Here is a 25,730-nt window from a genome sequence, read left to right as displayed (position 1 = left end):
CAATAACTTCAAAAATCCTTCCTTATAAAAATAGGGAAGGATTTTTTTATGTTTTAAATTTAGATGAATATTTTTAAAATAAATCTTCACCAACATTTTTTAATAATTCTTTAAAAAATTTTAATGTCTTATCTTTGATAATCCTAAATTAAACTTATGAAAAAGATATTATTATTCTGCGTATTTAATTTTCTCATACTTTCATGCAAACAAGATAAACCTATTGTAAAAGAATACAAAAGCACGATGAATCATGTGCTTGAAGTACACGATGAGGTTATGCCAGAAATGAGCGAAATCAATAATTTAATTACTAAATTACAAGAGAAAATTGATGCTGGTGAGAATTCTGAAAAGTATCCAGAAGCACTTAAAAATTTAAAAGGAGCTCACGCGTTTATGATGGAATGGATGCGAGATTTTGCTGAAAAATTTCCAAATGCCTTGGAAGAACCAACTTTTAGTGAGGAAAAATTTGAGCGAAAATTGAATATCTTAAAATCAGAAGAAAAAGAAGTTATCGAAATGAAAAAAAGAGTAGAGAGTAGCATTAAAGAAGCTAAAAAATTACTTTAATTCTAAAAGTTATCGGTTGCTATTTTTTTCTTAACTTTCAAAAAAACGAATCAACTTATGAAAAATACATATTCTACAAATATCAATTTGCCACAAATAGATTTCGCCTTGCTTTTTTTTAGAATCGGTATTTCTGCTTTAATGCTCGTACACGGAATTTCTAAAGTAATTATGCTTTTTGGAAGTGAAGAAATTGTATTTGTAGATTTATTTGGAATTGGAGAAGAACCAACACTCGCTTTAGCGGTTTTTGCTGAATTTATTTGTTCAATTTTAATAATTATTGGTTTAGGAACTAAATTAGCCGCAATCCCTTTAATTATTACAATGGTAGTTGCAGCTTTTTATATTCACGCTACAGATGGTTGGGGAAGACAAGAGCTTCCTGTATTTTATTTATTAGGATATTTATTTTTATTTTATACCGGTAGCGGTAAATATTCACTCGATCATTTTCTTCTAAAAAGAAAAAAAGAAAAATCCTAACTTACTTTTTGTACAAGTTCTGTTTGCGTTTTATCAGATTCAATTTTATTGGCTAAATATTGCGCGTCTTTTTTTATACCGCCTAGAGTGGCAGAACCACGTGTGTGTAGCCACGGAAGTCCAATAAAGTAGAGACCTTTCATTTTGCTAATTCCGCGGTGATGTTTCGGGTAGCCATCAGTATCTAACTCTAAACCTTCAATCCAATTAAAATTTGGTCGGTAGCCGGTTGCCCAAACAATATTTTTTACATCGGTTAAGGTTTCATTTTCCGTTTCAATTTCATGTTTATGCGCATCGTTTGTTCTTCCTACGGAAACTACATTTTCTCGATGAAGAATTTCTTTAACGTCAGTTCCGATAACGGGTTGCTTAGCGCGACTAATTTTTTTACCCAGCCACGAATTTTTACTGAAACTTAAAAATCCTGTTTTCGTAAACCACCACCAAAGCGTTTTTCCTAAAATTTCTTGCGGAAGTGTTTTAATATCGGTATCGCCAGAATAATAGGTTTTTCGATCTTTATTAGCTGAAATTTCATCTAAAATTTGAAAACCACTATCGCCGGCTCCAACTATCATTGCCGGACCTTCTTCTAATTGTGAAGGGTTTTTGTAATAATTACTATGAATTTGAAAAATATCTTCAGTAATTAATTTGGAACAAGGCGGCGTATACGGAATATGAAAAGGTCCTGTGGCAACCACAACTTGTTTAGCTTCTAAAATTTTACCATCTTCTGTAGTTACAAAAAAATGATGGTCATCTTTTACAATTTTGGTTACCAATGTATTGAGCTGCACCGGAATTTTAAATTTTTCAACATATTTTTTAAAATAAGTGGCAACTTCATATTTATTAGGATAATGTCCTTTTGGAGCCGGAAATTCTAATCCTTCTAAATGATTGAATTGCGTTGGGGTAAAAAGCGTAAGCGAATCCCAACGGTTTAGCCAAGAAGCGCCAATTTCTTTTTCTTTATCGATTACCAAATAGGTTTTTCCCATTTGTTTTAATTGGTAAGCCATCGATAATCCTGCTTGTGCAGCACCAACAACAATAAAATCTAGCATCTTTTTTGTATAATATGGTTTTGGGTATTATACATTTTTAAATTTTGATAAACAAATAAAATTTAAATTACCACGCGCGGAATACTTTTATCTAATCGCGTAAGCAATTCGTAATTTAATTGTTCACTTAAGTTTCCGAAGTAAGAAACATTAATGGTTTGTTTGCCGTCTTTTCCGATAATAGTCACGGTGTCGCCAACTTCAACATTTACGTTAGTTACTTCAATTAAAAACATGTTCATGTTTACCGTTCCTACAACGCTTAAACGTTTTCCTTTTACCAAAACACGACCAGTATTGCTTAAGCTTCTGCTAAAGCCATAACCATAACCTACAGGGACACTGGCAATTTTCATATCGGTTTCAGCAAGAAAAGAAGTTCCGTAGCCTACAAATTCTCCCGCTTTTACATTTTTTATATCAATAATGCTAGAACGCCAACTTAAAACACTTTGTAAATCGAGTTCGGTTTTTTTCTGAACGTTGTACATTAATTGTATTTCTTTACTCGGCCATAAACCGTAAGTAATGATCCCGATTCTTACCATATCGTAATTAAATTCAGGATAAGCCATAATTCCTGCGCTGCAAGAAGTATGTAATTTTTCGGCTTTAAAACCTTCTTTAGAAAATCGCTCTACACTTTTTGAAAAACGCTGGTGTTGCTCTTGAATTCGTTTATAATTTGTACTGCTTTCTGCGCCGGCAAAATGCGTGCAAATTCCTTTTAAGTTGAAGTGATTTTTATTTTCGTGAAGTAATTTAAATAAATGGTTTAATTCTTCTTCATCAAACCCATGTCTATTCATTCCTGTTTCTAATTCTACGTGAATGTTCAACTTTTTATTCAGTTTTTTGGCTTCTGCTAAGAGCGACTGAAAAGTTTTGATGTTGTACACAAAAAATTCAATTTCATTTCTCACGACCCATTTTTTATCTTCTACCGTAATATCTCCCATAATCATTATGGTAGAATTTTTCTCGGTATATTGGTAGGCGATTTTCGCTTCAAAAGAACTAAAAACTGAAAAATGATTTACGCCCAAACGCTCTAATTCAGGAACCATTTGTTTAATTCCGTGGCCGTAAGCATTTCCTTTAATAACGCTGGAAAGTTGCGTTTTTTCTTTAATAAGACTTCGAATAAATTTTAAATTATTGGCTAAGGCTTCTCGGTTTAATTCAATTATAGAACTATGGTTAATTATCATGATAAAGCTTTTTTGGCTAATGAATAAAATAAATTAACGCCATTTTCGGCAATTTCATCAGGAAAATCATAATCGGGATTATGCAATTCCGGACAATTTTCTCCGGCTCCTAAACCGAACATCGCGCCTTTGTATTTTTGGGTAAAACTACCAAAATCTTCTCCCCACGAAAACGGCATTTCTTTTTCAATAAAATTTAATTGAATTTCTTTTGCGGCTTCTTTAATCATGTTAAAAGCTTCTTCAGCATTATAATTTGCCTGAAATGATTCTTTCCAATTCCATTGAATATAAAGTTCGTGTTTTTTTGATATGGTATTAATCGCACCGATTAACGCTTCTTTTTTTGTGATAAAATTATCGTGTTTCCAAGTTCTAAACGTATAACTGATAAGCGCTTCGCCAGCGGAAGTTCCGTAAGCCGGTTTTCCCATTTTTACTTGAATTGGTGTAGCGAGAAAATAATTTTTATCGGTTGTTTTTTTACAATCGATTTCGTTTAAATATTGAATTATTTCTGAAACTGCCAATGCTGGATTTATTCCTTTTTCGGGCATTCCCGCGTGGCTCGTTTTTCCGGTAAGTTGAATATCTACACTTTCTACTGAAGGAGTAAAACTGCCAGCTTTGGTAATAATAGAACTTTTTTTATAGCCGGGAACATTGTGTAAAGAAAACGCAAAATCAATAGAAAACTCTTCTAATTTTTTTGATGCTAAAATGCGTTGCGCGCCTTCGCCTGTTTCTTCTGAAGATTGAAAAAGTAATAATACTTTTCCTGAAGAAATAGGTTCTTGTTCTAATTTTTTAGCAAGAAATAGTAACATTGTCATATGACCATCGTGGCCACATTTATGTGAAATATTTTCGGCTTTAGAAGCGTAAGAGAACTCGTTTTTTTCAGCAATGGGTAACGAGTCTAATTCTGCTCGAAATAATATGGTTTTTCCCGGTTTTTTAAAATTTAATTCTGCTAGTAGAGAATGTTCAGAAAAACCTTGATGAACGGTGCAATTTTCAATTTTTTTTAATTGATTTAAAAGGTAAGAACTCGTGTTCTTTTCTTCTCCCGAAAGTTCGGGATGTTGATGTAAATAATGTCTAATTTCTTTAAAATGCATACGGTTCAAGTTAATTTTTTTACACGAAATTAAAAGCAACAAGGTGTTAATCTCGGGTTAATTTTTTTTGAAGTATATTGAGGCTTTAAGTTTTTCTATGAAAATTTTATCTATAATTTTTGTACTTGTTTTTATAGGTTCGCTCCTGATTATTATATTTTCTCGCTCCGTAATTTTATTAGATTATTTATACCTTTTTATATTTAAAAAACCAGCTTTTGTACATTTTTTATGGCGAAAACCGCGAGAACTTTCTTCGCTTGATAAGCAATTTCTCAATCATAATTTTCCTTTTTATAAACGTCTTCCGCAGAAAAAAAAGAAGGTTTTTGAGCACCGAATAATTTCTTTTATTGCCGATAAAGAATTTCAAGGAAGAGACGGAATTATTATTACCGAAGAAATGAAACTTTGGGTTGCGGCTACTGCAATTATGCTAACTTTTGGAATGCGGAATTACAAACTCCCGATGTTAGAAATTGTATTAATTTATCCTGATATTTATCTTTCAACAGTAACAAAAAAATACCATAAAGGTGAATATAACCCGTATATGCGCGCGCTGGTTTTCTCTTGGAAAGATTTTCAGCAAGGCTATAATATTCATAACGATAATTTGAATTTAGGAATTCATGAATTTATTCATCTTATTCAAATAAACAGTTATAAAAAAGGAGATATTAGCGCGGTAATTTTTACCGATACGAGTAAAGAAATTATTCGATTGCTTGCCGATGAAACTATACGAGAAAATTTATTGAAAGCAGATTATTTTCGAGCTTACGCGTTTACAAATCGAGTAGAATTTTTAGCGGTTTTAGTGGAATATTTTATAGAATCCCCAACTATTTTTAAAGAAAAATTCCCTGCTTTTTATTTCAAAATTAGGGAAATGCTGAATTATAATTTTATAGGGTATTAATTTTTTTCTTTATTTCTAACGTAGATAAGTTTAAACTTCCCTTTTTGATTTTCTCTTGATTCAATTTCAAATTTATCTATCGAGCTAATCATGGGCGTTAATTTTTGAAATCCATAATTCCGCGAATCGAAATTAGGTTGTTTTTTCTGTAATAAACCGCCAACGTCGCCTAAAAATGCCCAACCGTCTTCATCGGCAACATCAGAAATTGTGCTCGAAATTAGTTTAATAACTTTTGGGGTGATTTTATCGACATCACTTTTCTTAGAAGATTTTTCTTTACCATTATTATCGGCTTCTTTTTGTTTCAGAATTTCGATGTAAATAAATTTATCACACGCTACAATAAAGGGTTCGGGTGTTTTCTTTTCGCCAATCCCGATTACTTTTTTGCTGGCTTCTCGTAATCGCGTTGCCAAACGTGTAAAATCGCTATCGCTGGAAACCAGGCAAAAACCATCAACTTTATCGGCGTATAAAATATCCATCGCATCGATAATCATGGCAGAATCTGTAGCGTTTTTTCCTTGCGTATAACCGTATTGCTGAATTGGATTTATGGCATTTTCTAACAATACGTTTTTCCATTTGGCAAGATGAGGTTTTGTCCAATCGCCGTAAATACGTTTAATCGTAGGATTTCCGTATTTGGCAATTTCTTCCATCATTTCTTTTACGTTAGCTGAGGGAATATTATCACCATCAATTAATACTGCAAGATTTGTTTCCATGTAAGCTTGTTTTTTGTAAAAATACGGTTTTGTCTGCCTGTGGAGATTTTTTTTTAAATAAAAACTCCTATATTTTTAAAATATTAACAACTCATCTCTTTGATATATGTAAAATATTAAAAAAAGGTTGTAATTATTTGGATATTGTTATTGTTATTGTTATTATTAATATTGAATTAATATTGCTTAACAATACTAATAATTATGAAAAATTTTTTTAAAATCTTTAGTGTTTTTATTTTTTGTTTAGCTTTATTTTCTTGTAGTAAAGAAGGAAATATAGATCAGCTTAACGAAGTCGAATCTAATGAAAATAGTCAGTTCACTTCTAAAGAAGATAGACTAAAATTCTTTGGAAAATCAAACACCCCAAATATAGGGGCTCCAGTAAGAGATTTTTCACTAAGGGTAGAAAGTGATTTGGTAAAAGGAGATCATGGTTGTTATACAGTCAATGTAAGAGTATATGGAAGCGATGGTGAGACTACTTATTTACTTGCAAATCAAAACGTTCAAGTGGGTGAACCATGTAATACAACTGATTCTGAAGATGTGTCAGAAAGTGAAGAATGTGAAACCGGTTACATAAGGGATACAAATGATTTTGTTTTGCATAGTGAATTAAAAAATGAATATTGCTTGTTGAATTTATTGACAAATTATGATGAAATTTATGACAAATACATCAAATCAAGAGATGAGTTATTGCTCGATAGTAGTTTGTAAATATTAAAATAAAACCTCTATGTTGTAAAACATAGAGGTTTTATTTTTTAGAAATGGCGTCCATTATTAAATGCGCGTGAATTCTAGAATTTTCAATAAACCATTTGTGCGTTTCGGTTCCGCCACAAATTACGCCGGCTAAATAAATTCCTTCAATATTGGTTTCCATGGTTTCATCGTTATACTGCGGAATTTTTCTTCCGTCGGAAGATAGTTGAACTCCCATTTTTTCGAGAAACTCAAAGTTTGGGCGATAACCGGTTAAGGCTAGCACAAAATCGTTTTGAAGTATAGATTTATTTCCGTTTTCATCGATAATTTCAACTTCGTTTTCGGTGATTTTAGTGATTTTAGTATTGAAAAAAGCTTGAATATTTCCTTCTGCAATTCTATTTTCAATATCTGGTTTCACCCAATATTTTACACGTTCACCAATTGTTTTTCCTCTAACGATCATCGTAACATTTCCGCCTTTTCTATAAATTTCTAACGCCGCATCTACGGAAGAATTACTCGCGCCAACTACAACAACATTCTGACAAGCAAAATAATGCGGGTCGTTATAATAATGATAAACCTTCGGAAGATCTTCTCCCGGAACATTCATGTAATTTGGAATATCATAAAAACCGGTAGCTACCACTACATTTTTAGCTGAATACGTTTGCTTAGAAGATTTTACTTGAAAATCGTTTTGAGTTTTTTCAACCTTTTCAACTTTTTCAAATAAATTAATTTTTAAATTATTGGAAGTCGCAATTCTGCGGTAATATTCTAAGGCTTCAGATTTAGTAGGTTTTGGGTTGTTGCTAATAAAAGGAATTCCACCAATTTCCAGTTTGTCTGAAGTCGAAAAAAAAGTCATATTGGTCGGGTAGTGGTAAAGCGAATTTACCAACGGACCTTTTTCGATTACAACATACGATAGATTTTTTGCTTTAGCCTGTAAAGCGCTCGCAATACCAATAGGACCGCCGCCAATAATTAAAACATCGACTTCAGTTTTTTTAGGAGTTTGCAATGGAACGTAAATCTTTAATGGTTTCAGAAGGGTTTGTAGACTTAAAAACAAAACTTCCGGCTACTAAAACATCTGCTCCGGCTTCAACTAATTGTTTAGCATTTTGGTCAGTTACACCGCCATCAATTTCAATTTGGGTTGAAGCGTTATTATCAGCAATTATTTCTTTTAATTGTTTTACTTTTTTATAGGTATTTTCAATAAAACTTTGTCCGCCAAAACCGGGATTTACACTCATCATACAAACCAAATCGATATCGGTAATTACATCTTCCAATAAACTCACGTTTGTATGCGGGTTTAAAGCAACTCCCGTGCGCATTCCCGCGGCTTTTATGGCTTGTAAAGTTCTATGTAAATGTGGACAAGCTTCGTAATGTACGGTTAAAATATCGGCACCTAATTCAGCAAAAGTATCGATGTAGCGATCTGGATCTACAATCATTAAATGTACATCAATAATTTTTCCGGCGTATTTATTTATGGCTTTTAAAACCGGCATTCCAAAAGAAATATTTGGTACAAAAACGCCGTCCATAATATCAATATGAAACCAATCTGCTTCGCTTTCGTTTACCATTTCAATATCGCGCTGAAGATTAGCAAAATCTGCGGCTAAAATAGAAGGGGCTATAAGTTTACTCATTCGTTGTAAGTGTTTGCAAAGAACTACAAAAGTAGTAAGAATAAACTAATTTAATTTCACAAACGAATTAAGAATATTTTTAATGGCAGTTTGTGAAGAAAAATCGAGCATTTGAATATGATTTAAATATTCTTGAAATTTTACGGGACTGTAACGTGTGTTTATCGAAACAAAATCAGAGTGGTAATCTTCAAAATTTTCTTGAACTACATCTTGTTCAAAAATTTTAATTAAATTAAAATGTCTTCTATCATAATTTATATTTTTCCATAAATTATCGATAATCGAGCTTTCTCCTTCTATAATCTGAAGAAAACTACCGTTAGAAAATAAAAGAAGTCCATTAATGTGAGCGTTATTATTTTTAAGTTGACTTAACAATAAAATTTGCTCTATTTCATCTTGAGATAAACCGGGAGAAACAGTACTTACATAACAAATCGCTTTATGCATATTTAGGGTGTTTTGTTGTTTTAAATGTAGGGAAAAAAACAAATTTCAATAACGGTTTTATTAGAAATAACATTTCTTTATCATGCTAATCGTAATTTTTGTACTTTAGAATTAAATTGCAACTATAAATTATGATTTTTATTGAAAATGAAGGAGTTACAAATCCTTTTCTAAATTTAGCTTTAGAAGAATATATCTTACGAAATTTTGATCATGGCAATGATTACCTGCTTTTCTACGTAAATGAGCCTTCTATAATTATAGGAAGAAATCAAAATACTTTAGAAGAAATTAATCACAAATATGTTGAAGAAAAAAATATTCATGTAGTTCGTCGGATTTCCGGTGGCGGAGCTGTTTATCATGATTTTGGAAACCTAAACTTCAGTTTTATAACTGATTACGATGTTAAAAGCTTGAATAATTTTAGAAAATTTACAGAGCCGGTTATTAAAGTTTTAAATAAAATGGGCGTTCCGGCAGAATTGAAAGGAAGAAATGATATTGTTGCTAACGATAAAAAAATATCCGGTAATGCGCAATTTTCTAGCGTTAAACGGATGTTTAGCCACGGAACTTTATTGCTGGATAGCGATTTAAGTGAAGTAAGCAACGCGTTAAACGTAAAAATGAGCAAAATTGAATCGAAAGGACACAAATCTGTGAGAAGTCGTGTGGCGAATATTAATGAATTTTTATCTGAAAAATTAAAAGTTGAAGAATTCAGAAAACAAATTTTAAAAGGTTTATATGAAGATCGTCCAAATTTTGAAACTTATAAATTAACACCTGAAGAATGGAAAGGCGTTCACCAATTAAAAGACGAAAAATACAGTCAATGGGATTGGAATTACGGAAAATCACCAAAATTTAATATCCATCGAACCAAGCGTTTTCCAATTGGAGAAATTGATGTTCGCATTTTTGTAGAAAAAGGACACATAGAAAACCTGAAAATTTATGGAGATTTCTTCGGAAAAGACCCCGTTTCAAACATCGAAGAAAAACTACAAGGAATTCGGTACGATTTAGCTTCAATTAAAGAAGCTTTACAAGAATTTGAAATGAAACTCTATTTCGGAGACATTTCAAAAGAAGAATTTGTAAACCTGATATTTGGAGCAGATGAACTATAAATAAAAACCCCGGTCATCACTCCGGGGTTTTTTCATCAATCAAAAAACGAACAGTTATATTCCGTAAAATATTTCACGGGACTGTTGCTGCAAATCTAATAAAATTACCCTAAATAGGTTTTTAAAATTTTGCTTCTTGTAGTGTGTTTTAATCTGCGAATTGCTTTTTCCTTAATTTGGCGCACACGTTCTCTTGTTAAATCAAAGGTTTCTCCAATTTCTTCCAGCGTCATCGGGTGTTGGTCTGCTAAACCAAAATAAAGTCGAATAACATCAGCTTCTCTTAAAGTAAGCGTTTCTAAAGCGCGTTCAATTTCAGTTTTTAAAGAATCGTGTAATAAATCTTTATCGGGATTTGGTGATTCTCCAGAACGTAAAACATCATATAAATTAGAATCTTCACCTTCAATTAAAGGGGCATCCATCGATACGTGACGCCCAGAATTTTTCATGGATTCCTTTACGTCATTTACCGTCATATCTAATTCTTTCGCAATTTCTTCAGCACTCGGTGGACGCTCGTGAGATTGCTCAAGAAAAGCAAAAGTTTTGTTTATTTTGTTAATCGAACCAATTTTGTTTAACGGCAAACGTACAATTCTAGATTGTTCAGCTAAAGCCTGTAAAATTGATTGTCTAATCCACCAAACCGCGTAAGAAATAAATTTAAATCCGCGTGTTTCATCAAAACGTTTTGCAGCTTTAATTAAACCTAAATTTCCTTCGTTAATTAAATCGGGAAGCGTTAATCCTTGGTTTTGATACTGTTTTGCTACCGAAACCACAAAACGTAAATTGGCTTTGGTTAATTTTTCTAAAGCGCGGTTGTCGCCGGCTTTAATTCGCTGGGCTAATTCTACTTCTTCATCGGCTGTAATTAAATCTACTTTTCCGATTTCTTGCAAATACTTGTCCAGCGAAGCAGTTTCACGATTGGTTACCTGCTTCGTAATTTTAAGTTGTCTCATTGAGTTTCTCCTGAAATTTAATGATAAAAGAGTTATATGTTATTATACGTAAGAATGCAAAAAAATGTTACACACATTATAGAATTTAACTAGATAAAGTTTTAATTGTTTGTAATTCAGTATTTTAAAATTTAATTTTTTAGTAAAAATATTCAGTTTTAAAATCATTTTTTTGCATCATTAACTTTTTAATGTTAGCAATCAAATTGTTAACTTTGCAATTCTCAAAAAACAGACGAAAGACTATGTTTGATAATTTAAGTGATAAGCTAGATAAAGCCTTTCATGTCTTAAAAGGACACGGGCAAATAACCGAAGTAAATGTTGCTGAAACACTAAAGGAAGTAAGAAGAGCCTTAGTAGATGCCGATGTTAACTATAAAATTGCAAAAGATTTTACCAATACGGTTAAGAAAAAAGCCTTAGGACAAGATGTTTTAAAAAGCTTGAAACCCGGCCAAATGATGGTGAAGCTTGTAAAAGACGAGCTTACTGAATTAATGGGCGGCGATGCTGAAGGAATAAACCTTTCAGGAAATCCTAGTGTTATTTTAATGTCCGGTTTACAAGGTAGTGGTAAAACTACTTTTTCGGGAAAATTAGCCAATTACTTAAAAAATAAGAAAACCAAAAAACCACTTTTAGTCGCTTGTGATGTTTACCGTCCTGCAGCGATAGATCAGTTACATGTAGTTGGTGATCAAATTGGAGTGAAAGTTTTTTCAGATAAAGAAAATAAGAATCCGGTAGATATTTCAGAAAAAGCCATTTCGTATGCAAAAGAAAATGGTTTTAATGTGGTGATTATTGATACCGCCGGTCGTTTAGCTGTAGATGAAGCGATGATGACCGAAATCTCAAATATTCATACCGCTATAAAACCGGAGGAAACTTTATTCGTGGTGGATTCTATGACGGGTCAAGATGCGGTAAATACGGCAAAAGCATTTAACGATGTTTTAAATTTCGACGGTGTTATTCTTACAAAATTAGATGGTGATACGCGCGGTGGTGCTGCAATTTCAATTAAATCGGTTGTAAATAAACCAATTAAATTTATTGGTACGGGAGAAAAAATGGAAGCTATTGATGTTTTCTATCCATCTCGTATGGCAGATCGTATTCTTGGAATGGGAGATGTTGTCTCTTTAGTTGAAAGAGCGCAAGAACAATACGATGAAGAAGAAGCCAGAAAACTTCAGAAGAAAATTGCGAAAAATCAGTTCGGTTTTGATGATTTCCTAAATCAAATTCAGCAAGTGAAGAAGATGGGAAATATGAAAGATTTAATGGGAATGATTCCTGGTGCTGGAAAAATGCTGAAAAATATGGATATTGATGATGATGCCTTTAAACATATTGAAGCCATTATTCACTCCATGACGCCGGAAGAACGCCAAAAACCATCAGTGATTAACGCGAGTCGTAAAAAAAGAATCGGAAAAGGTTCAGGAACTTCAGTAACCGAAGTAAATCAATTGCTAAAACAATTTGACCAAATGGGCAAAATGATGAAGATGATGCAAGGTGGCGGGGGAAAGAAAATGATGCAAATGATGAAAGGAATGAAATAAATGATTGCAAGAGGGTTAAAGCGTAAAAGTTTTAACCCTTTAAAATTTATACAATGACAATATTAGACGGAAAAAAAGTTAGCAACGACATTAAAGATGAAATTGCTGAAGAAGTAAAAAAAATGCAAGCGAGAGGAGAAAAAGTTCCTCATCTTGCTGCAATTATCGTAGGAAATGACGGTGCAAGTATGACTTACGTGAATAGCAAAGTAAAAGCTTGTAAACGCGTAGGTTTTGAATCTACACTTATTAGAATGTCGGCTACTAGTAGCGAGTTAGAACTGCTCGATAAAATTGAACAGTTAAATAACGATGAGTCTATCGACGGATTTATTGTTCAGCTTCCGTTACCACCACAAATCGATACGCAAAAAATTTTAATGGCAATCGATCCCGATAAAGATGTAGATGGTTTTCATCCTACAAATTTTGGAAAAATGTCATTAGATATGACTTCATTTATTCCGGCAACGCCGTTTGGAATTTTAGAATTACTAGAACGTTATGATATTCCTACAAAAGGAAAGCATACTGTTGTAATTGGTAGAAGTCATATTGTAGGAAGACCAATGAGTATTTTAATGGGAAGAAGTGGTTTTCCTGGAAATTCTACTGTTACGTTGACCCACAAATACACCAAAAATATTACACAAATAACTTCTCAAGCCGATATTATAATTATTGCAGTAGGAATCCCTCATTTCTTAAAAGCTGAAATGATAAAAGATGATGCGGTAGTTATTGATGTAGGAATTACTCGAGTTCCCGATGATTCTACTGAAAAAGGTTATGTAATTACTGGTGATGTAGATTTTGATAACGTAAAGAAAAAAGCGTCTTATTTAACTCCGGTTCCCGGTGGAGTAGGACCAATGACAATTTCTATGTTGCTTAAAAATACATTATTAGCGAGAGAACGCCACCAAAAAAGAATGAAGTGATTTATTTTTATTCAGTAAAATAAAAGCATAAAAAAAGGAAAGCATTTCGCTTTCCTTTTTTATTAATTATTCATCTGCTTCTTCGAGTTTCCAATCTAAATAATTATGAAGATCGGTTTCTATAAAGCGCATTCCTATACTTAAAACGCTTAAATCGTCTATATAACCTAAACCGGGAATAAAATCCGGAATTAAATCAAGCGGATTAATTACATATAATAAGGCAAAAACAATAGATGCGATAGTAAACCAAGGCACGTTTTTATAAATTCCTCTTTTGTAATCTTTCAACATGCTTAACATCAGTTTTCCGAGTTCGGCATATTTTTCCAACATTCCTGAATGCTGAATTTTATCTTCAATTTCTTCTTCGTGACCAATTACCTGATCTAAGTCTTCTTGTGAAGTTTTGCTCGCTTCTTCGCGAACATAATCTTCATCTATTTTTTTATTTTTCTTGTTGAATAGCATAAATTTCTCTTTAAAGTTTTTCTTCATCTTGCACTTCCTTTCCGTATTCTTTTTTATAAATTTTTACGATTAATAAAAATAAGGAAATTAGTAATGGTCCAAAAATTAATCCTATAAAACCAAAAAGAGGAACGCCAACCACGACCCCGAATAAAGTTATTAAAGGATGAACATTACTTAATCTTTTTAAAACATACAATCTAATAATATTATCGGTAGAACCTACAACCACTGTTCCGTAAATTAAAATTGCTATAGCATTCCAGTTGTGACCTTGTGCAAATAGCAAGATTGTTACCGGAATAATTCCTAAAGCGGTTCCTATAAATGGAATCATAGAACCAATTGTGGTAATCACAAACCAGAAAAACGGATCTGGAACTCCAAAAATTAAAAACCCGATAAGCGCAATTATTCCTTGACATAATGCGACTAATGGAATTCCGACAGCGTTTGCTTTTACCATCGAGCGGCTTTCTTTTCCTATTAAAAATAAATTATCATGATTTAAAGGAATATATTCTTCTAGCGATTCTCGCAATTGTCTTCGGTTGGTTAACATGTAATACAACATGAAATACATAATTCCTATAGCAATAAAAGCATCAAAAGTTCCTCCAGCTAAATTTTTTAAATTATCAGAAACCCAATTTGTAATTTGTCCTGTATCAATTTGACCGCTAATTTCATACCCGAATGAATGTTCTAAATCATTTATTTGGGTTTTTATAGCTTTTACTACACGTTCAGAATTATTAACTGCTTTTCCGATTTTAGAACTCAATAAAAGCACAATTCCGGTAATGGGAACTAAAATTCCTATAAATGAAATTGCCATGAGAACACTAGCCGCTAAATCTTGATTCCAACCTCGATTTAACAATTTAACCATCCAGTTTTTAAAAAGTACGTAAAACGTTACCGCTCCTAAAACCCCGGTTAGGTAAGGTGTCATCTCCTTAAAAATTAAAACACCAAATAATAGAATTAACAACAATATAAAAAGTTGTCTTACTAACGAAGGTGGAATTCTTCTCATAAATTTTAGTTTGCAAAGAGTTGTTCTGGATCTCGAAAAGCTTTAAACTCTAATGCATTATGACTCGGGTCATAAAAAAACATCGTAGCTTGTTCGCCTGGTTTTCCCTTAAACCGAATGTAAGGCGAAATTTCGAACTTTATTTTTTTTTGTTGAAGTTTTTCTGCTAATGAATGAAAATCATTCCATAAAAGTACAACCCCAAAATGTGGAATTGGAACCGATTTTCCATCCACATTGTTGGGTGTAATTTTTGCTATAGGTTCTTGGGTTTCGTGAATTACAAATTGATGTCCGTAAAAATTAAAGTCAACCCATTTTTCACTACTTCTTCCTTCAGTTAAACCCAAAACTTCGCCATAGAAAACTCTCGCTTCATTTAAATCATGCACCGGAATTGCTAAGTGAAATGGTTGTAAATTTTTCATTTAATTATTTCGTAAGGCTTCAATCAGTTCTTTTTTTGTCATTTTCGATCTTCCTTCAATACCAACTTTTTGCGCTTGATCGTAAAGTTGATCTTTACTCCATTCTTCATATTTGTGTGCTTTTCCGCCTTTTTTGCCGGCATCTTCAGTATTGGCAATTCGTGCAGCTTTTTCTTTACTATAACCTTTGTCGCGTAAAGCTTCGTATTGATCTTCGTTTTTAATTCTTGGCTTTTCCATCTTTTTTCTCTAAAGTTACCAAGATTAACTTATAAATTTTATAAAAAAATGTTAGGATTTTGATCTGCCGCGTTTTCTATTCTTTGGCTGAAATTTTTTCTGTTCAGTGGTTGAGGTGTTTGATTTTGAGCTGGTTGAAGCTTCTTCCGTTTTGCTTGAATTCCCGATAAGTTTGTTGAGTTCACTAAACTCTGTTGAAGTTAATTCTCTATATTCACCTGCCGGAAGATCTAAATTTATATTCATAATACGAACGCGTTTTAGCTGAACAACTTCATAACCTAAATATTCGCACATTCTTCTAATTTGGCGGTTTAAGCCTTGGGTAAGAATAATTTTAAATGTATTGTTTCCAGTCTTTTTTACTTCGCATTCACGCGTTACGGTATCTAAAATAGGGACGCCGGAACTCATTTTTTTTACAAAATCTATCGTTACCGGTCTGTTTACTTTTACCAAATATTCCTTTTCATGATTGTTACGTGCTCGTAAAATTTTATTTACAATATCGCCATCGTCGGTTAATAAAATTAAACCCTCGCTCGGTTTATCTAATCTTCCAATAGGGAAAACTCTCTTGTGGTAATTTATATAATCTATAATATTGTCTTTCTCTACGCGAGTGTCTGTTGTGCAAACAATTCCTACAGGTTTATTAAAAGCTAAATAAACGTGCGGCTCTTTTTTTTCTGAAATAGGTTTTCCGTCCACGCAAACTTCATCTTCCGAAGTTATTTTTGTTCCCATTTCGGGGATTTTTCCATTTATGGTTACTCTTCCTTCTTCAATAAGTTTATCGGCTTTTCTTCTGGAACAGAAGCCAACTTCACTTAAAAATTTATTGATTCGGGTTGGAGTTTGATTTCCCATAAACTATTAATTGTTTAAATACTGAATAATTGCTGAATTAATCGCTGAGTTATTTAATGAATGTCCGGCGCCTTCTGTTTTTAATAATTCTGAATTTTTCCAGTTTTTATGAATTGCTTCCGAAGCGGAAATAGGTGCAATTTTATCGTAAATATCATGAATTAATAAACCTTTAGTCGATAATTTTTCAGCAAACTTCGCGATTGAAAATTCTTGAAAACGATAGCCTATTTTTTCTTGAAAATAATTTTCGAGATCGTTCATTACGCGCGGTTTTAAACTCAATATGCGTTGAAAATCGCTCATAATTTCAGTTAATTCAGAGGGCGGACCTAAAAGTACAAGTTTTTCAATTTCTACTTCACTTGTATGCTGATTGAATACTGTTGTCATCGCACCAATACTGTGACCAACAATATAAGCCGGTTCAACATTTTTAATCATTGTGCTTAAACATTCGCTATATAAAGGAACGTGAATATAAGAACCTTCAGAATAACCATGAGCTGGCGCATCGAAGGCGAAAATATTATAATCTTTTGCTTGTAATTCTTCTATCAGTGATTTCCACCGATGAGAATTACTTTCCCAGCCGTGAACCAACAAAACCGTTTTTCCTTTTCCTTGCCAATGATACGTTTGTAATTCCAGTTCTTTATGGCGAACTGTAAAAGATTTGGCTTGATTTAAAAATGGTGCTTGTTCGGGTTTTACTTTTCCTCGTCTTGGAGAACAGAAAAGATAAAATGTTTTTTGGGTTGCTTTTTTGGGTTTTACCAAATGCAACGAATTTATTTGAACGCCTATTATTTTAGGGAGGTACTTCTTAAATTTTTTCTTCATAGTGAAGTAAACTAGACTTCATCGGTGTCTTTTTTCCGTTTTATAATTCCAATTCCTGATAGAAAGAAAATTAAACCGACAATGGCAAATGGCCAAGCACCAGGAATATTTATGCTTCCGAAAATTCCAAAAATTCCTAAAACAAGACTAATCATTCCGGCGACGGTAAGTACAATTCCAACTATTTTTATCATTGTTATAATTTTTTGGTTAGTGATTAAAGATACTTAGAACTGAAGGAAGCGCTATAAAGATTAACATTTTCTAAAGAAGATTTGCTTATTTCTTCCAGCGTTCAATTTCTTTTTTTGCGGCATTTTCTCCGCCCCAACTTTTTATAACAATTTTATCGTTCGGGTCGTAATGTAACAACCACGTGTTAATCATTTTTCTAATTTCAGGATAATTAAGCGAAAATTCATGGAAATTTTCAACCTGAATAATCCGCTTAGACTTATCATAAGGAACGGCAATAATTTTATAATCGCTTTCGCCTTCGTCTATTAATCTTACGAGCGCAATAGGAATTACTTCTAAAACGCTTCCGCTAGGTTCGGTTTCAGAAAGTACAAAAATATCTAGCGCATCGCCATCGCCTCCTTTTTTTGGATCTGAAAATGTGGAAGGAACAAAACCGTAATTACCAAAATAGGGAAGAAAATTAATTATTCTCGGTTTTCCGTCTGTGCTATCGACTTCAAATTTTTTTTCTTCAGGATGATATTCAATTTTATGGTTTGTTCCTGCAGGAATTTCTACTACAGCTTGTAAAGCATTGTTTTTAGAAAAGGTAGGAAGATTGTAATAATCAATTTTTTTCGCTACTTCTTTTTCGTTTTGCTTTTCTTGGCAAGCGCACAAGATGGAACTTGCCAAAAGACATAACAGAAAATTTTTCAGCATATAAAATTTTTAAAGTAAATATTTTTTAGATGATTTTAAATTATTTCCAGCCGATCCAGAAATGCTTAATTTTCGCATCGTCTGGAATTTGTGAAGGTTCAATTTTCACATCGGTATTGTAACGCGCGTCTCCCGAAATATTTTCTTTGTCGATAGTGACGTAAGCGTTAATTTCATCAATAAAAATTACTGCAGTTCTAAGCGTATTTTCAATGCGGGAAATTTTATAATTCTGGGTAATGTCTTTAAATGTACTTTCAGAATTTAAACCTTTTGCAGTTTTAAAACGTGGATCTTTCACCTGAATATTAGCAATTGTACTTGTACTATCAAAACTTTGTACAGGGTCTAATAATAACATTTCTTTGCCTTTTTTATCGAAAATATAAATTTCGCTACCAGCGTTAAATCCTTCTTGACCACTTGTTTTTACAATAGAATCATTGACGAAAACAGAGTCTAATTTTCTAACTTGAACTTCTTTAGTTAATAAACCGACATTGGTATTGGTAATTGCAAACGGATCGGTCTTTTCTTCAGAAGAACAACTGGCGATTAATAACGAAAGGGAAAATAATGATAAAACTACTTTTTTCATGATTCGGGATATTTTTGGTAAAAATAGGAATAGTTGAGCGCTTGCAGAAATAAATTTATCTTTTTAAGAAAGTTTAAAAAATAATAGAAGAGGTCTAAAGTCTTTTTTTGAATACCTATCTTTGCAGCTTATGAAGAAAGAACAAATTGAGAAGCTGGTTGAAGAAGGAAAAATGCTTCCGCTTATGGAAGAATTTTACACCATTCAAGGCGAAGGTTTTCATAAAGGAACCGCGGCTTATTTTATTAGAATTGGCGGTTGCGATGTGGGTTGCCATTGGTGCGATGTGAAAGAAAGTTGGGATGCCGATAAACATCCGCCAACGGTTACCGAAAAAATTGTGGATAATGCGGTAAAATATAGTGATACAGTTGTAATTACCGGTGGCGAACCGCTTACGTGGGATATGACTGAAATCACGACGCGTTTAAAAGAAAAAAATGCGAAAATTCATATTGAAACTTCCGGCGCTTATAAACTCACTGGAATTTGGGATTGGATTTGTCTTTCCCCAAAAAAAATAAAACTACCACAACCTGAAGTTTACGAAAAAGCGAATGAACTAAAAGTGATTATTTTTAATAAACACGACTTTAAATTTGCTGAAGAACAGGCTGCAAAAGTTAATAAAGATTGTATTCTCTATTTGCAACCCGAATGGAGCGTTCGCGAAAAAATCATTCCGCTTATTGTCGATTATGTAATGCAAAACCCGAAATGGAAAGTTTCATTACAAACGCATAAATATTTAAATATTCCATAAAATTGAATCTGCTAATTAACTTCCATTAAAAATTTTTTAGGTGAAAATTATTCATTGTTCAGTAAGACATAGTTATTGAATTTATTTTTATTAGAAATGTCATTTTTTTATTACTCACTCTATAAATTTATTCTTCTAACTCCTTCTAAAAATGAGCAGCCGGAACATATAGCAAATATAATTTTAGCTTTAATTCTTGAGTTTACAATATTTGGATTACTGAATGTTTTAAAATATTTTAATTTGAAATTCAATATTTGGGAAAATAAGATACTAATAATTGGAATTTATCTATTTTTCTTAATTCTTGGATATCTTATGTTTGTTAGGAAGAAGAAATATCTTATGCTAGAACAGCATTTTGATTCTCAAAGCCGAAAAAGAAAAGTTGTAAATTATTACATGATTTTTTCCTATTTGATAATACTGATTTATGTAAACTTTTTTATTAACTAATATTCTGACTGACAAAATTGAATCCCAAGATTTACTTGGAAGAAAAAATATCAATATTGAGAATAAGGAGAATCGAATTTTAAATAAAAATGACCAATAATTTTTGTATCAAAATTATCCATCGTAATATTGCAATGAATAAATGAATTATGGGAATTACCAAATCAGAAATATTTACCGACGCTCAAAATGAACTTGCCACAATAGCAAAAGTTATTGGTCATCCGGCACGCGTGGCAATTTTACAAGTTTTATTGGAGAAAAAATCTTGTATTTGTGGCGATTTGGTAAATGAAATTGGTTTAGCACAACCCACAATTAGTCAGCATTTACGAGAATTAAAAAATGTAGGATTAATAAAAGGTGATATTGAAGGAACGCGGGTTTGTTATTGTATAGATGTAGATAAATGGCAGGAAGTTCAACATTTATTAATGCAATTTTTCAATAGAAAACCTACCGACATTTCTTGTTGCTAAAAAAATTTGAATAGATTAATCGTAATATTACGATATAACAATTAATAAGAAGAAAAATGAATACAGCAGAATTTTTAAAAGAATTAGAAAAACAACCCACAGCTAATTTGCTGTTTGAGTATAAAGAGGGAAACTTTGTGCGAGCAGATTTTCACTTAACTGAAATTAAGAATGTGGATTTTGATACTGTAGATTGCGGAGGTGTGCAAAATAAATGGCAAGAAACGCATGTACAAATTTGGGAAAACCCGATTCCTGAACCTCAGCATTCAGTAAGAGCAAAAAAAGCGATAGAAATTTTTGAACTGGTAGATAAAATTCGACCAATAAATAATGCAGTTGATTTAAAATTTGAATATGGAAATAAAAATTTTCACACCGCAGTTTTACCGGTTCGTGAAATTCAGCATAAAGAAAATTTGATTGTTGTAAAACTAGGCGAAGAAAACACAACTTGTAAAGCGAAAGATCGCGCGAGAACTCCAGAAGAGAAAGAACTTGCATGTTGCGCGCCGGTTTCAGTTTCAGAAGAAAAATCAACGTGCTCGCCAAATAGCGGATGTTGCTAAATAGAACAAAATGACAAAAAGTAATAAAAAAATGTCTTTTTTAGACCGATTTTTAACGGTGTGGATTTTAGTAGCGATGTTAATAGGAATTGGTTTAGGCTATTTTTTTCCTGATTTTCCTACGCTTATTAATTCATTTAGTTCTGGATCTACAAACGTTCCGATTGCTATCGGCTTAATTTTAATGATGTATCCGCCATTAGCAAAAGTGAATTACAAATTATTACCAAAAATTTTTAAAGACGTAAAAACTTTAGGCTTGTCATTATTTCTAAACTGGGTTGTCGGTCCTTTTTTAATGTTTGGTTTAGCATTAATTTTTCTACAAGACCATCCAGAATATATGATTGGGCTAATTTTAATCGGTTTAGCACGTTGTATCGCGATGGTTTTGGTTTGGAACGATTTAGCCGAAGGAAGCTCAGAATATGGCGCGGGTTTAGTAGCGTTAAATAGTATTTTTCAAGTCTTTGCGTATAGCTTTTATGCTTGGCTTTTTATTACCAAATTACCGCCACTTTTTGGTTTTGAAGGTGCAATTGTAGATATTTCAATAGCAACAATCGCAGAAAGTGTTGCTATTTATTTGGGAATTCCTTTTTTATTGGGGATTCTCACCCGAATTATAGGGGTGAAATTAAAAGGAGAACATTGGTATAACACGGTTTTTATTCCTAAGATTTCACCGTTAACCTTAATTGCTTTGCTGTTTACAATTGTAGTAATGTTTAGTTTAAAAGGAGAATTAATCGTAACTATTCCATTTGATGTTTTATTAATCGCCATACCGCTACTTATTTATTTTATCGCTATGTTTATCATTGGTTTTTTTACCAGCAAAGCAATTGGCGCTTCGTATCCGGTAAATGCTTCGGTAGCGTTTACCGCATCAGGCAATAATTTTGAATTGGGTATCGCGGTTTCCATCGCAGTTTTTGGCTTAAATAGCGGTCAGGCGTTTACCGGTGTAATCGGTCCGCTGGTGGAAGTTCCCGCACTTATAGGTTTGGTTCAAGTGGCATTTTGGCTGAAAAGAAAATTTTATAATTCAAAAGAAAATGAAGTTATACGCGAGTAACACACAATTAGAAGAATTAATTCAACGCTTAATAAGTCAAACCGCTTCTATTTCAGAAGAAAGAAGAGCGCAATTAGATAAATTAGTTGAAGCAATTAAAACTGATATTTCTTCCTTTGGAATTGCACAAGTTATGATGATTTGCACTCACAATTCCCGACGAAGTCAATTAGGCGAAGTGTGGTTAAAAACATTAATCGATTATTATAATTGTAAAGATATTGAAGCTTTTTCCGGCGGAACTGAGGCGACGGCATTTCACCCAACAATGATTAAAGCAATGACAGAAGTCGGGTTTGAATTTCAGCAAATTGAAGAAGGAGAGAATCCGCATTATAAACTCACTTCTTTACGAAATCCAGCAAATTACAAATCATTATTTTCGAAAAAATACGATGATCCGTTTAACACAAAAGAAAATTTTATAGCCGTGATGGTTTGCTCTGAGGCAGATGGTGGTTGTCCTTTTGTAGCGGGAAGTTCACATAGAATTTCACTAACTTATGAAGATCCTAAAATTTTTGATAAGCAGCCAAACGCGTTAGAAAAATATAAGCGAAAAGTTTATGAAATTGGCAGAGAAATGCTGTATATTTTTTCTAAATTATAATAAAAAAAACCGCTCAATCGAGCGGTTTTTTTTGAATCGAGATTTTAATTTAATCTTCTTTTTCAATATTTTTAAAAGGAACTTCTACAAAGGTATCGTCCCAACCCATTAATAAATTTGTGCCATTTTCAGTAGGTTGAAAAGCCACTGAAAAATTTTCTATAGTTGCCGCAGCAGATCGTGCAGGAGCTTTTATACGAACCAGATCTTGTTCTTTTTTATAATTATTTATAGTTCCCCAGATATTTATATTTTTATTCAAAATAATCGTCCATTCTTCCTCATTTGGGATTGTGTAAAGCGTATATGTTCCCGATGGAATTTTATTTCCTGCAATTCGCATATCATTATAAAACGTAATTTCTGTGGCTTCATTTGCACCGGTTCTCCAAATCTCTCCGTAAGGAACCAAACCTCCAAAAATTTCGCGTCCTTTTTTTCGCGGACTACTATAAATTATTCTTGCCATCGGCGAATGATCTGTATTTCTAATTATAGCAACTTCCATTGGGCTTTTATCTAAATCAGAAAAATCTTGAGCCGAAACCGCTGTAGAAGTGAAAATGCAAATAAATAATAAACTTAAAAATTGTTTCATCATGATATTTTTTATTAGTTTCTAATATACATTACGAAGGCACGAAAATTTGTTAAGAGAATACTTTTATTATGTTAAAAATAAAACATTGCTTACTCAATTTTTTTCATTCCTCTAAAACTCAACTTTTTTACGAATATTGTTAATAACTTCAAGAGTGGCAGGGAATTTAGGTTTCCGTAGAAGGTCTTGTTTTTCTATATTTGTGTTCTTAGTATGTTAATTTTTGAATTATATGAGTGAAGAAGTAAAAAAGAATTATTCCGCCGATAGTATTCAGGCTCTGGAAGGAATGGAGCACGTAAGAATGCGTCCATCAATGTATATTGGAGATGTGGGTAATAGAGGACTCCATCATTTAGTTTATGAAGTTGTAGATAATTCTATAGATGAAGCAATGGCAGGTCATTGCGATGCTATTGATGTGGTAATTAATGAAGATGGTTCAATCACTACAAAAGATAACGGACGTGGAATTCCAATTGATCTTCACAAAAAAGAAGGCGTTTCTGCATTAGAAGTGGTAATGACCAAAATTGGTGCCGGAGGAAAATTCGACAAAGATTCATATAAAGTTTCAGGAGGATTGCACGGGGTTGGTGTAAGTTGTGTGAATGCGCTTTCTGAACATTTGCACGCTTATGTTCATAAACAAGGAAAAGTTTGGGAGCAGGAATATGAACGAGGAAAACCACTTTACCCTGTAAAAAGTACTGGCGATACCGATTTTACAGGAACTATAGTGACTTTTAAGCCTGATCCTACAATTTTTAAAGAAGGAACACGCTATAATTACGATACTCTTGCTGGTCGATTGAGAGAATTGGCGTTCTTAAATAAAGGAATTAAAATTTCGCTAATTGATAAACGAGAAAAAGAAGATAATGGCGAATATAGAAGCGATAATTTCCATTCTGAAGAAGGTTTAAAAGAATTTATCCGCTTTTTAGATGCAACACGAGAGCCATTAATTGGCGATGTGATTGCAATGGAAGGTGAAAAAAATGACATTCCTGTTGAAGTTGCCATGATTTATAATAATTCGTACGGTGAAAATTTACATTCGTATGTAAATAATATTAACACACACGAAGGAGGAACGCATTTATCAGGTTTTAGAAGAGGATTAACTTCAACATTGAAAAAATATGCAGACGCTTCGGGAATGCTCGATAAATTAAAGTTTGAAATTTCAGGAGATGATTTTCGTGAAGGTTTAACTGCGATTGTTTCTGTAAAAGTTGCTGAACCTCAATTTGAAGGGCAAACCAAAACTAAACTAGGAAACCGCGAAGTAACATCAGCAGTTTCTCAGGCCGTTTCAGAAATGCTTGATATTTATTTAGAAGAAAATCCGAATGATGCAAAAACCATTGTTCAGAAGGTGATTTTAGCTGCTCAAGCGCGTCACGCTGCCAAAAAAGCACGTGAAATGGTTCAGCGAAAAACCGTAATGAGTGGTGGCGGACTTCCTGGTAAACTTTCAGATTGCTCAGAACAAGATCCTGAAATCTGTGAAGTATTTTTAGTAGAGGGAGATTCTGCAGGTGGAACTGCAAAACAAGGAAGAGATCGTAATTTTCAAGCTATTTTACCCTTACGTGGTAAAATTCTGAATGTTGAAAAAGCGATGCAGCACAAAGTTTTCGAAAATGAAGAAATACGAAATATTTATACCGCTTTAGGTGTTACTATCGGTACCGAAGAAGACAGTAAAGCGTTAAATCTTTCAAAATTACGCTACCATAAAATCGTGATTATGTGTGATGCGGATGTGGATGGTAGTCACATTGCGACTTTAATTCTAACGTTCTTTTTTAGATATATGCGAGAATTAATTGAAGCTGGTCACATTTACATTGCAACACCACCTTTATATTTAATTAAAAAAGGAAATAGAAAAAGATACGCTTGGAATGAAAAAGAGCGAGATGAAATTACCAATGAATATTCCGGCGGTGTAGCAGTGCAACGTTACAAAGGTTTAGGAGAAATGAACGCAGAACAATTGTGGGACACCACCATGAATCCTGAATTTAGAACCTTACGTCAAGTTACTATCGATAATGGAGGGGAAGCAGATAGAATTTTCTCGATGTTAATGGGAGATGAAGTGCCACCGCGTAGAGAATTTATTGAGAAAAATGCGGTTTATGCTAATATAGACGTTTAAAAAATAGTATTTATTACTTTTAAAACT

General features: G+C 32.9%; 31 protein-coding genes. 13 read left to right on the top strand and 18 right to left on the bottom strand.

Going from position 1 to position 25,730, the window contains the following annotated elements; all coding sequences use genetic code 11:
* Positions 1 to 156 precede the first annotated feature (156 nt).
* The gene (locus ACFFGL_RS13370; protein ID WP_309730212.1) at positions 157 to 576 is read left to right on the top strand and encodes a hypothetical protein; all 420 of its coding nucleotides are present in this window, start codon (positions 157 to 159) and stop codon (positions 574 to 576) included.
* A gap of 57 nt (positions 577 to 633) precedes the next feature.
* The gene (locus ACFFGL_RS13365) at positions 634 to 1,062 is read left to right on the top strand and encodes a DoxX family protein (RefSeq protein WP_309730209.1); all 429 of its coding nucleotides are present in this window, start codon (positions 634 to 636) and stop codon (positions 1,060 to 1,062) included.
* Here ACFFGL_RS13365 and ACFFGL_RS13360 read toward each other — a convergent pair.
* From ACFFGL_RS13360 to ACFFGL_RS13350, 3 genes are all read right to left on the bottom strand, one after another.
* Positions 1,059 to 2,135, bottom strand: a complete 1,077-nt coding sequence (locus ACFFGL_RS13360; protein WP_309730206.1) for a flavin-containing monooxygenase — start codon at positions 2,133 to 2,135, stop codon at positions 1,059 to 1,061. The genes ACFFGL_RS13365 and ACFFGL_RS13360 overlap by 4 nt on opposite strands.
* A gap of 62 nt (positions 2,136 to 2,197) precedes the next feature.
* Positions 2,198 to 3,346, bottom strand: a complete 1,149-nt coding sequence (gene alr / locus ACFFGL_RS13355) for an alanine racemase (RefSeq protein WP_309730204.1) — start codon at positions 3,344 to 3,346, stop codon at positions 2,198 to 2,200.
* Positions 3,343 to 4,467, bottom strand: a complete 1,125-nt coding sequence (locus tag ACFFGL_RS13350) for an amidohydrolase (protein ID WP_309730201.1) — start codon at positions 4,465 to 4,467, stop codon at positions 3,343 to 3,345. Before ACFFGL_RS13350 ends, alr begins: the two co-directional genes overlap by 4 nt.
* Before the next feature lie 97 nt (positions 4,468 to 4,564).
* On the opposite strand from ACFFGL_RS13350, the gene ACFFGL_RS13345 reads away from it, so the two are divergent.
* On the top strand, positions 4,565 to 5,389 hold the full coding sequence (locus tag ACFFGL_RS13345) for a zinc-dependent peptidase (protein WP_309730198.1): 825 nt from the start codon (positions 4,565 to 4,567) through the stop codon (positions 5,387 to 5,389).
* On the opposite strand, the gene ACFFGL_RS13340 is transcribed toward ACFFGL_RS13345, so the two are convergent.
* Positions 5,386 to 6,120 (bottom strand): NYN domain-containing protein, encoded by a 735-nt coding sequence (locus ACFFGL_RS13340; protein WP_309730195.1) that lies wholly within the window; start codon positions 6,118 to 6,120, stop codon positions 5,386 to 5,388. The genes ACFFGL_RS13345 and ACFFGL_RS13340 overlap by 4 nt on opposite strands.
* A 204-nt stretch (positions 6,121 to 6,324) precedes the next feature.
* On the opposite strand from ACFFGL_RS13340, the gene ACFFGL_RS13335 reads away from it, so the two are divergent.
* Complete coding sequence (locus ACFFGL_RS13335) at positions 6,325 to 6,846, top strand: hypothetical protein (protein ID WP_309730193.1); 522 nt, start codon at positions 6,325 to 6,327, stop codon at positions 6,844 to 6,846.
* 40 nt (positions 6,847 to 6,886) lie between these two features.
* Here the strand turns inward: ACFFGL_RS13335 and ACFFGL_RS13330 are convergent, their stop codons facing one another.
* The 3 genes from ACFFGL_RS13330 to ACFFGL_RS13320 are packed head-to-tail and all read right to left on the bottom strand — an operon-like array spanning position 6,887 to position 8,966.
* Positions 6,887 to 7,867, bottom strand: a complete 981-nt coding sequence (locus ACFFGL_RS13330) for a YpdA family putative bacillithiol disulfide reductase (RefSeq protein ID WP_309730190.1) — start codon at positions 7,865 to 7,867, stop codon at positions 6,887 to 6,889.
* Positions 7,854 to 8,513 (bottom strand): ribulose-phosphate 3-epimerase, encoded by a 660-nt coding sequence (rpe, locus tag ACFFGL_RS13325; RefSeq protein ID WP_309730187.1) that lies wholly within the window; start codon positions 8,511 to 8,513, stop codon positions 7,854 to 7,856. Before rpe ends, ACFFGL_RS13330 begins: the two co-directional genes overlap by 14 nt.
* A 45-nt stretch (positions 8,514 to 8,558) precedes the next feature.
* Complete coding sequence (locus tag ACFFGL_RS13320; RefSeq protein ID WP_309730184.1) at positions 8,559 to 8,966, bottom strand: BLUF domain-containing protein; 408 nt, start codon at positions 8,964 to 8,966, stop codon at positions 8,559 to 8,561.
* A gap of 131 nt (positions 8,967 to 9,097) precedes the next feature.
* Here ACFFGL_RS13320 and ACFFGL_RS13315 point away from each other — a divergent pair, with 131 nt between their 5' ends.
* A complete protein-coding gene (locus ACFFGL_RS13315; protein ID WP_309730181.1) occupies positions 9,098 to 10,102 on the top strand; it encodes a lipoate--protein ligase in 1,005 nt (334 codons plus the stop codon).
* A gap of 104 nt (positions 10,103 to 10,206) precedes the next feature.
* Here the strand turns inward: ACFFGL_RS13315 and ACFFGL_RS13310 are convergent, their stop codons facing one another.
* Positions 10,207 to 11,070 (bottom strand): sigma-70 family RNA polymerase sigma factor, encoded by an 864-nt coding sequence (locus ACFFGL_RS13310; RefSeq protein WP_309730177.1) that lies wholly within the window; start codon positions 11,068 to 11,070, stop codon positions 10,207 to 10,209.
* Positions 11,071 to 11,315: 245 nt separating this feature from the next.
* Between ACFFGL_RS13310 and ffh the strand changes: the two genes are divergently transcribed.
* Both ffh and ACFFGL_RS13300 read left to right on the top strand, forming a co-directional pair.
* The gene (gene ffh, locus ACFFGL_RS13305; RefSeq protein WP_309730174.1) at positions 11,316 to 12,644 is read left to right on the top strand and encodes a signal recognition particle protein; all 1,329 of its coding nucleotides are present in this window, start codon (positions 11,316 to 11,318) and stop codon (positions 12,642 to 12,644) included.
* Positions 12,645 to 12,697: 53 nt separating this feature from the next.
* Positions 12,698 to 13,585 carry a bifunctional 5,10-methylenetetrahydrofolate dehydrogenase/5,10-methenyltetrahydrofolate cyclohydrolase gene (locus ACFFGL_RS13300; RefSeq protein ID WP_309730171.1) on the top strand — a complete coding sequence of 296 codons (888 nt, stop codon included), beginning with the start codon at positions 12,698 to 12,700 and terminating at the stop codon, positions 13,583 to 13,585.
* 66 nt (positions 13,586 to 13,651) lie between these two features.
* Here ACFFGL_RS13300 and ACFFGL_RS13295 read toward each other — a convergent pair whose 3' ends face one another.
* The 9 genes from ACFFGL_RS13295 to ACFFGL_RS13255 form a co-directional block, all read right to left on the bottom strand.
* Positions 13,652 to 14,083: a YkvA family protein gene (locus ACFFGL_RS13295; RefSeq protein WP_309730168.1), complete on the bottom strand. Its 432-nt coding sequence runs from the start codon at positions 14,081 to 14,083 to the stop codon at positions 13,652 to 13,654.
* Positions 14,067 to 15,095 carry an AI-2E family transporter gene (locus ACFFGL_RS13290; protein ID WP_309730165.1) on the bottom strand — a complete coding sequence of 343 codons (1,029 nt, stop codon included), beginning with the start codon at positions 15,093 to 15,095 and terminating at the stop codon, positions 14,067 to 14,069. The genes ACFFGL_RS13295 and ACFFGL_RS13290 overlap by 17 nt, the downstream gene beginning before the upstream one ends.
* Before the next feature lie 5 nt (positions 15,096 to 15,100).
* Positions 15,101 to 15,523, bottom strand: coding sequence for a VOC family protein (locus tag ACFFGL_RS13285; RefSeq protein WP_309730162.1), 423 nt, complete (start codon positions 15,521 to 15,523; stop codon positions 15,101 to 15,103).
* Positions 15,524 to 15,763: a DUF7218 family protein gene (locus tag ACFFGL_RS13280; protein WP_309730158.1), complete on the bottom strand. Its 240-nt coding sequence runs from the start codon at positions 15,761 to 15,763 to the stop codon at positions 15,524 to 15,526.
* Positions 15,764 to 15,814: 51 nt separating this feature from the next.
* On the bottom strand, positions 15,815 to 16,633 hold the full coding sequence (gene rluF / locus ACFFGL_RS13275) for a 23S rRNA pseudouridine(2604) synthase RluF (protein WP_309730155.1): 819 nt from the start codon (positions 16,631 to 16,633) through the stop codon (positions 15,815 to 15,817).
* A 6-nt stretch (positions 16,634 to 16,639) separates the two neighbouring features.
* Positions 16,640 to 17,476: an alpha/beta hydrolase gene (locus ACFFGL_RS13270; RefSeq protein ID WP_309730152.1), complete on the bottom strand. Its 837-nt coding sequence runs from the start codon at positions 17,474 to 17,476 to the stop codon at positions 16,640 to 16,642.
* 11 nt (positions 17,477 to 17,487) lie between these two features.
* Positions 17,488 to 17,670: a hypothetical protein gene (locus tag ACFFGL_RS13265; protein WP_309730149.1), complete on the bottom strand. Its 183-nt coding sequence runs from the start codon at positions 17,668 to 17,670 to the stop codon at positions 17,488 to 17,490.
* A gap of 85 nt (positions 17,671 to 17,755) precedes the next feature.
* Complete coding sequence (locus ACFFGL_RS13260; RefSeq protein WP_309730147.1) at positions 17,756 to 18,379, bottom strand: inorganic diphosphatase; 624 nt, start codon at positions 18,377 to 18,379, stop codon at positions 17,756 to 17,758.
* Positions 18,380 to 18,419: 40 nt separating this feature from the next.
* Positions 18,420 to 18,977, bottom strand: a complete 558-nt coding sequence (locus tag ACFFGL_RS13255) for a hypothetical protein (protein WP_309730144.1) — start codon at positions 18,975 to 18,977, stop codon at positions 18,420 to 18,422.
* A 130-nt stretch (positions 18,978 to 19,107) separates the two neighbouring features.
* Here ACFFGL_RS13255 and ACFFGL_RS13250 point away from each other — a divergent pair, with 130 nt between their 5' ends.
* From ACFFGL_RS13250 to ACFFGL_RS13230, 5 genes are all read left to right on the top strand, one after another.
* Positions 19,108 to 19,740 carry a 7-carboxy-7-deazaguanine synthase QueE gene (locus ACFFGL_RS13250; protein ID WP_309730142.1) on the top strand — a complete coding sequence of 211 codons (633 nt, stop codon included), beginning with the start codon at positions 19,108 to 19,110 and terminating at the stop codon, positions 19,738 to 19,740.
* Positions 19,741 to 20,345: 605 nt separating this feature from the next.
* On the top strand, positions 20,346 to 20,675 hold the full coding sequence (locus ACFFGL_RS13245; RefSeq protein WP_309730139.1) for an ArsR/SmtB family transcription factor: 330 nt from the start codon (positions 20,346 to 20,348) through the stop codon (positions 20,673 to 20,675).
* Positions 20,676 to 20,731: 56 nt separating this feature from the next.
* Positions 20,732 to 21,244: a DUF6428 family protein gene (locus ACFFGL_RS13240; protein WP_309730136.1), complete on the top strand. Its 513-nt coding sequence runs from the start codon at positions 20,732 to 20,734 to the stop codon at positions 21,242 to 21,244.
* A 10-nt stretch (positions 21,245 to 21,254) separates the two neighbouring features.
* Entirely contained in the window at positions 21,255 to 22,322 is a 1,068-nt protein-coding gene (arsB, locus tag ACFFGL_RS13235) for an ACR3 family arsenite efflux transporter (RefSeq protein ID WP_309730133.1), read from the top strand.
* The gene (locus tag ACFFGL_RS13230) at positions 22,303 to 22,932 is read left to right on the top strand and encodes a low molecular weight phosphatase family protein (RefSeq protein WP_309730130.1); all 630 of its coding nucleotides are present in this window, start codon (positions 22,303 to 22,305) and stop codon (positions 22,930 to 22,932) included. The genes arsB and ACFFGL_RS13230 overlap by 20 nt, the downstream gene beginning before the upstream one ends.
* Before the next feature lie 49 nt (positions 22,933 to 22,981).
* On the opposite strand, the gene ACFFGL_RS13225 is transcribed toward ACFFGL_RS13230, so the two are convergent.
* Positions 22,982 to 23,530, bottom strand: coding sequence for a DUF2911 domain-containing protein (locus tag ACFFGL_RS13225; protein ID WP_309730128.1), 549 nt, complete (start codon positions 23,528 to 23,530; stop codon positions 22,982 to 22,984).
* 235 nt (positions 23,531 to 23,765) lie between these two features.
* On the opposite strand from ACFFGL_RS13225, the gene gyrB reads away from it, so the two are divergent.
* Positions 23,766 to 25,703 (top strand): DNA topoisomerase (ATP-hydrolyzing) subunit B, encoded by a 1,938-nt coding sequence (gyrB, locus tag ACFFGL_RS13220; protein ID WP_309730125.1) that lies wholly within the window; start codon positions 23,766 to 23,768, stop codon positions 25,701 to 25,703.
* The last annotated feature ends 27 nt before the right edge of the window (positions 25,704 to 25,730 follow it).

The sequence above is a fragment of the Mesonia maritima genome (genome assembly GCF_042433895.1).
GTDB classification, from domain to species: domain Bacteria; phylum Bacteroidota; class Bacteroidia; order Flavobacteriales; family Flavobacteriaceae; genus Mesonia; species Mesonia maritima.
Note: the sequence above shows the minus strand (reverse complement) of the source record. Positions and strands in the feature narration are given on the sequence as shown.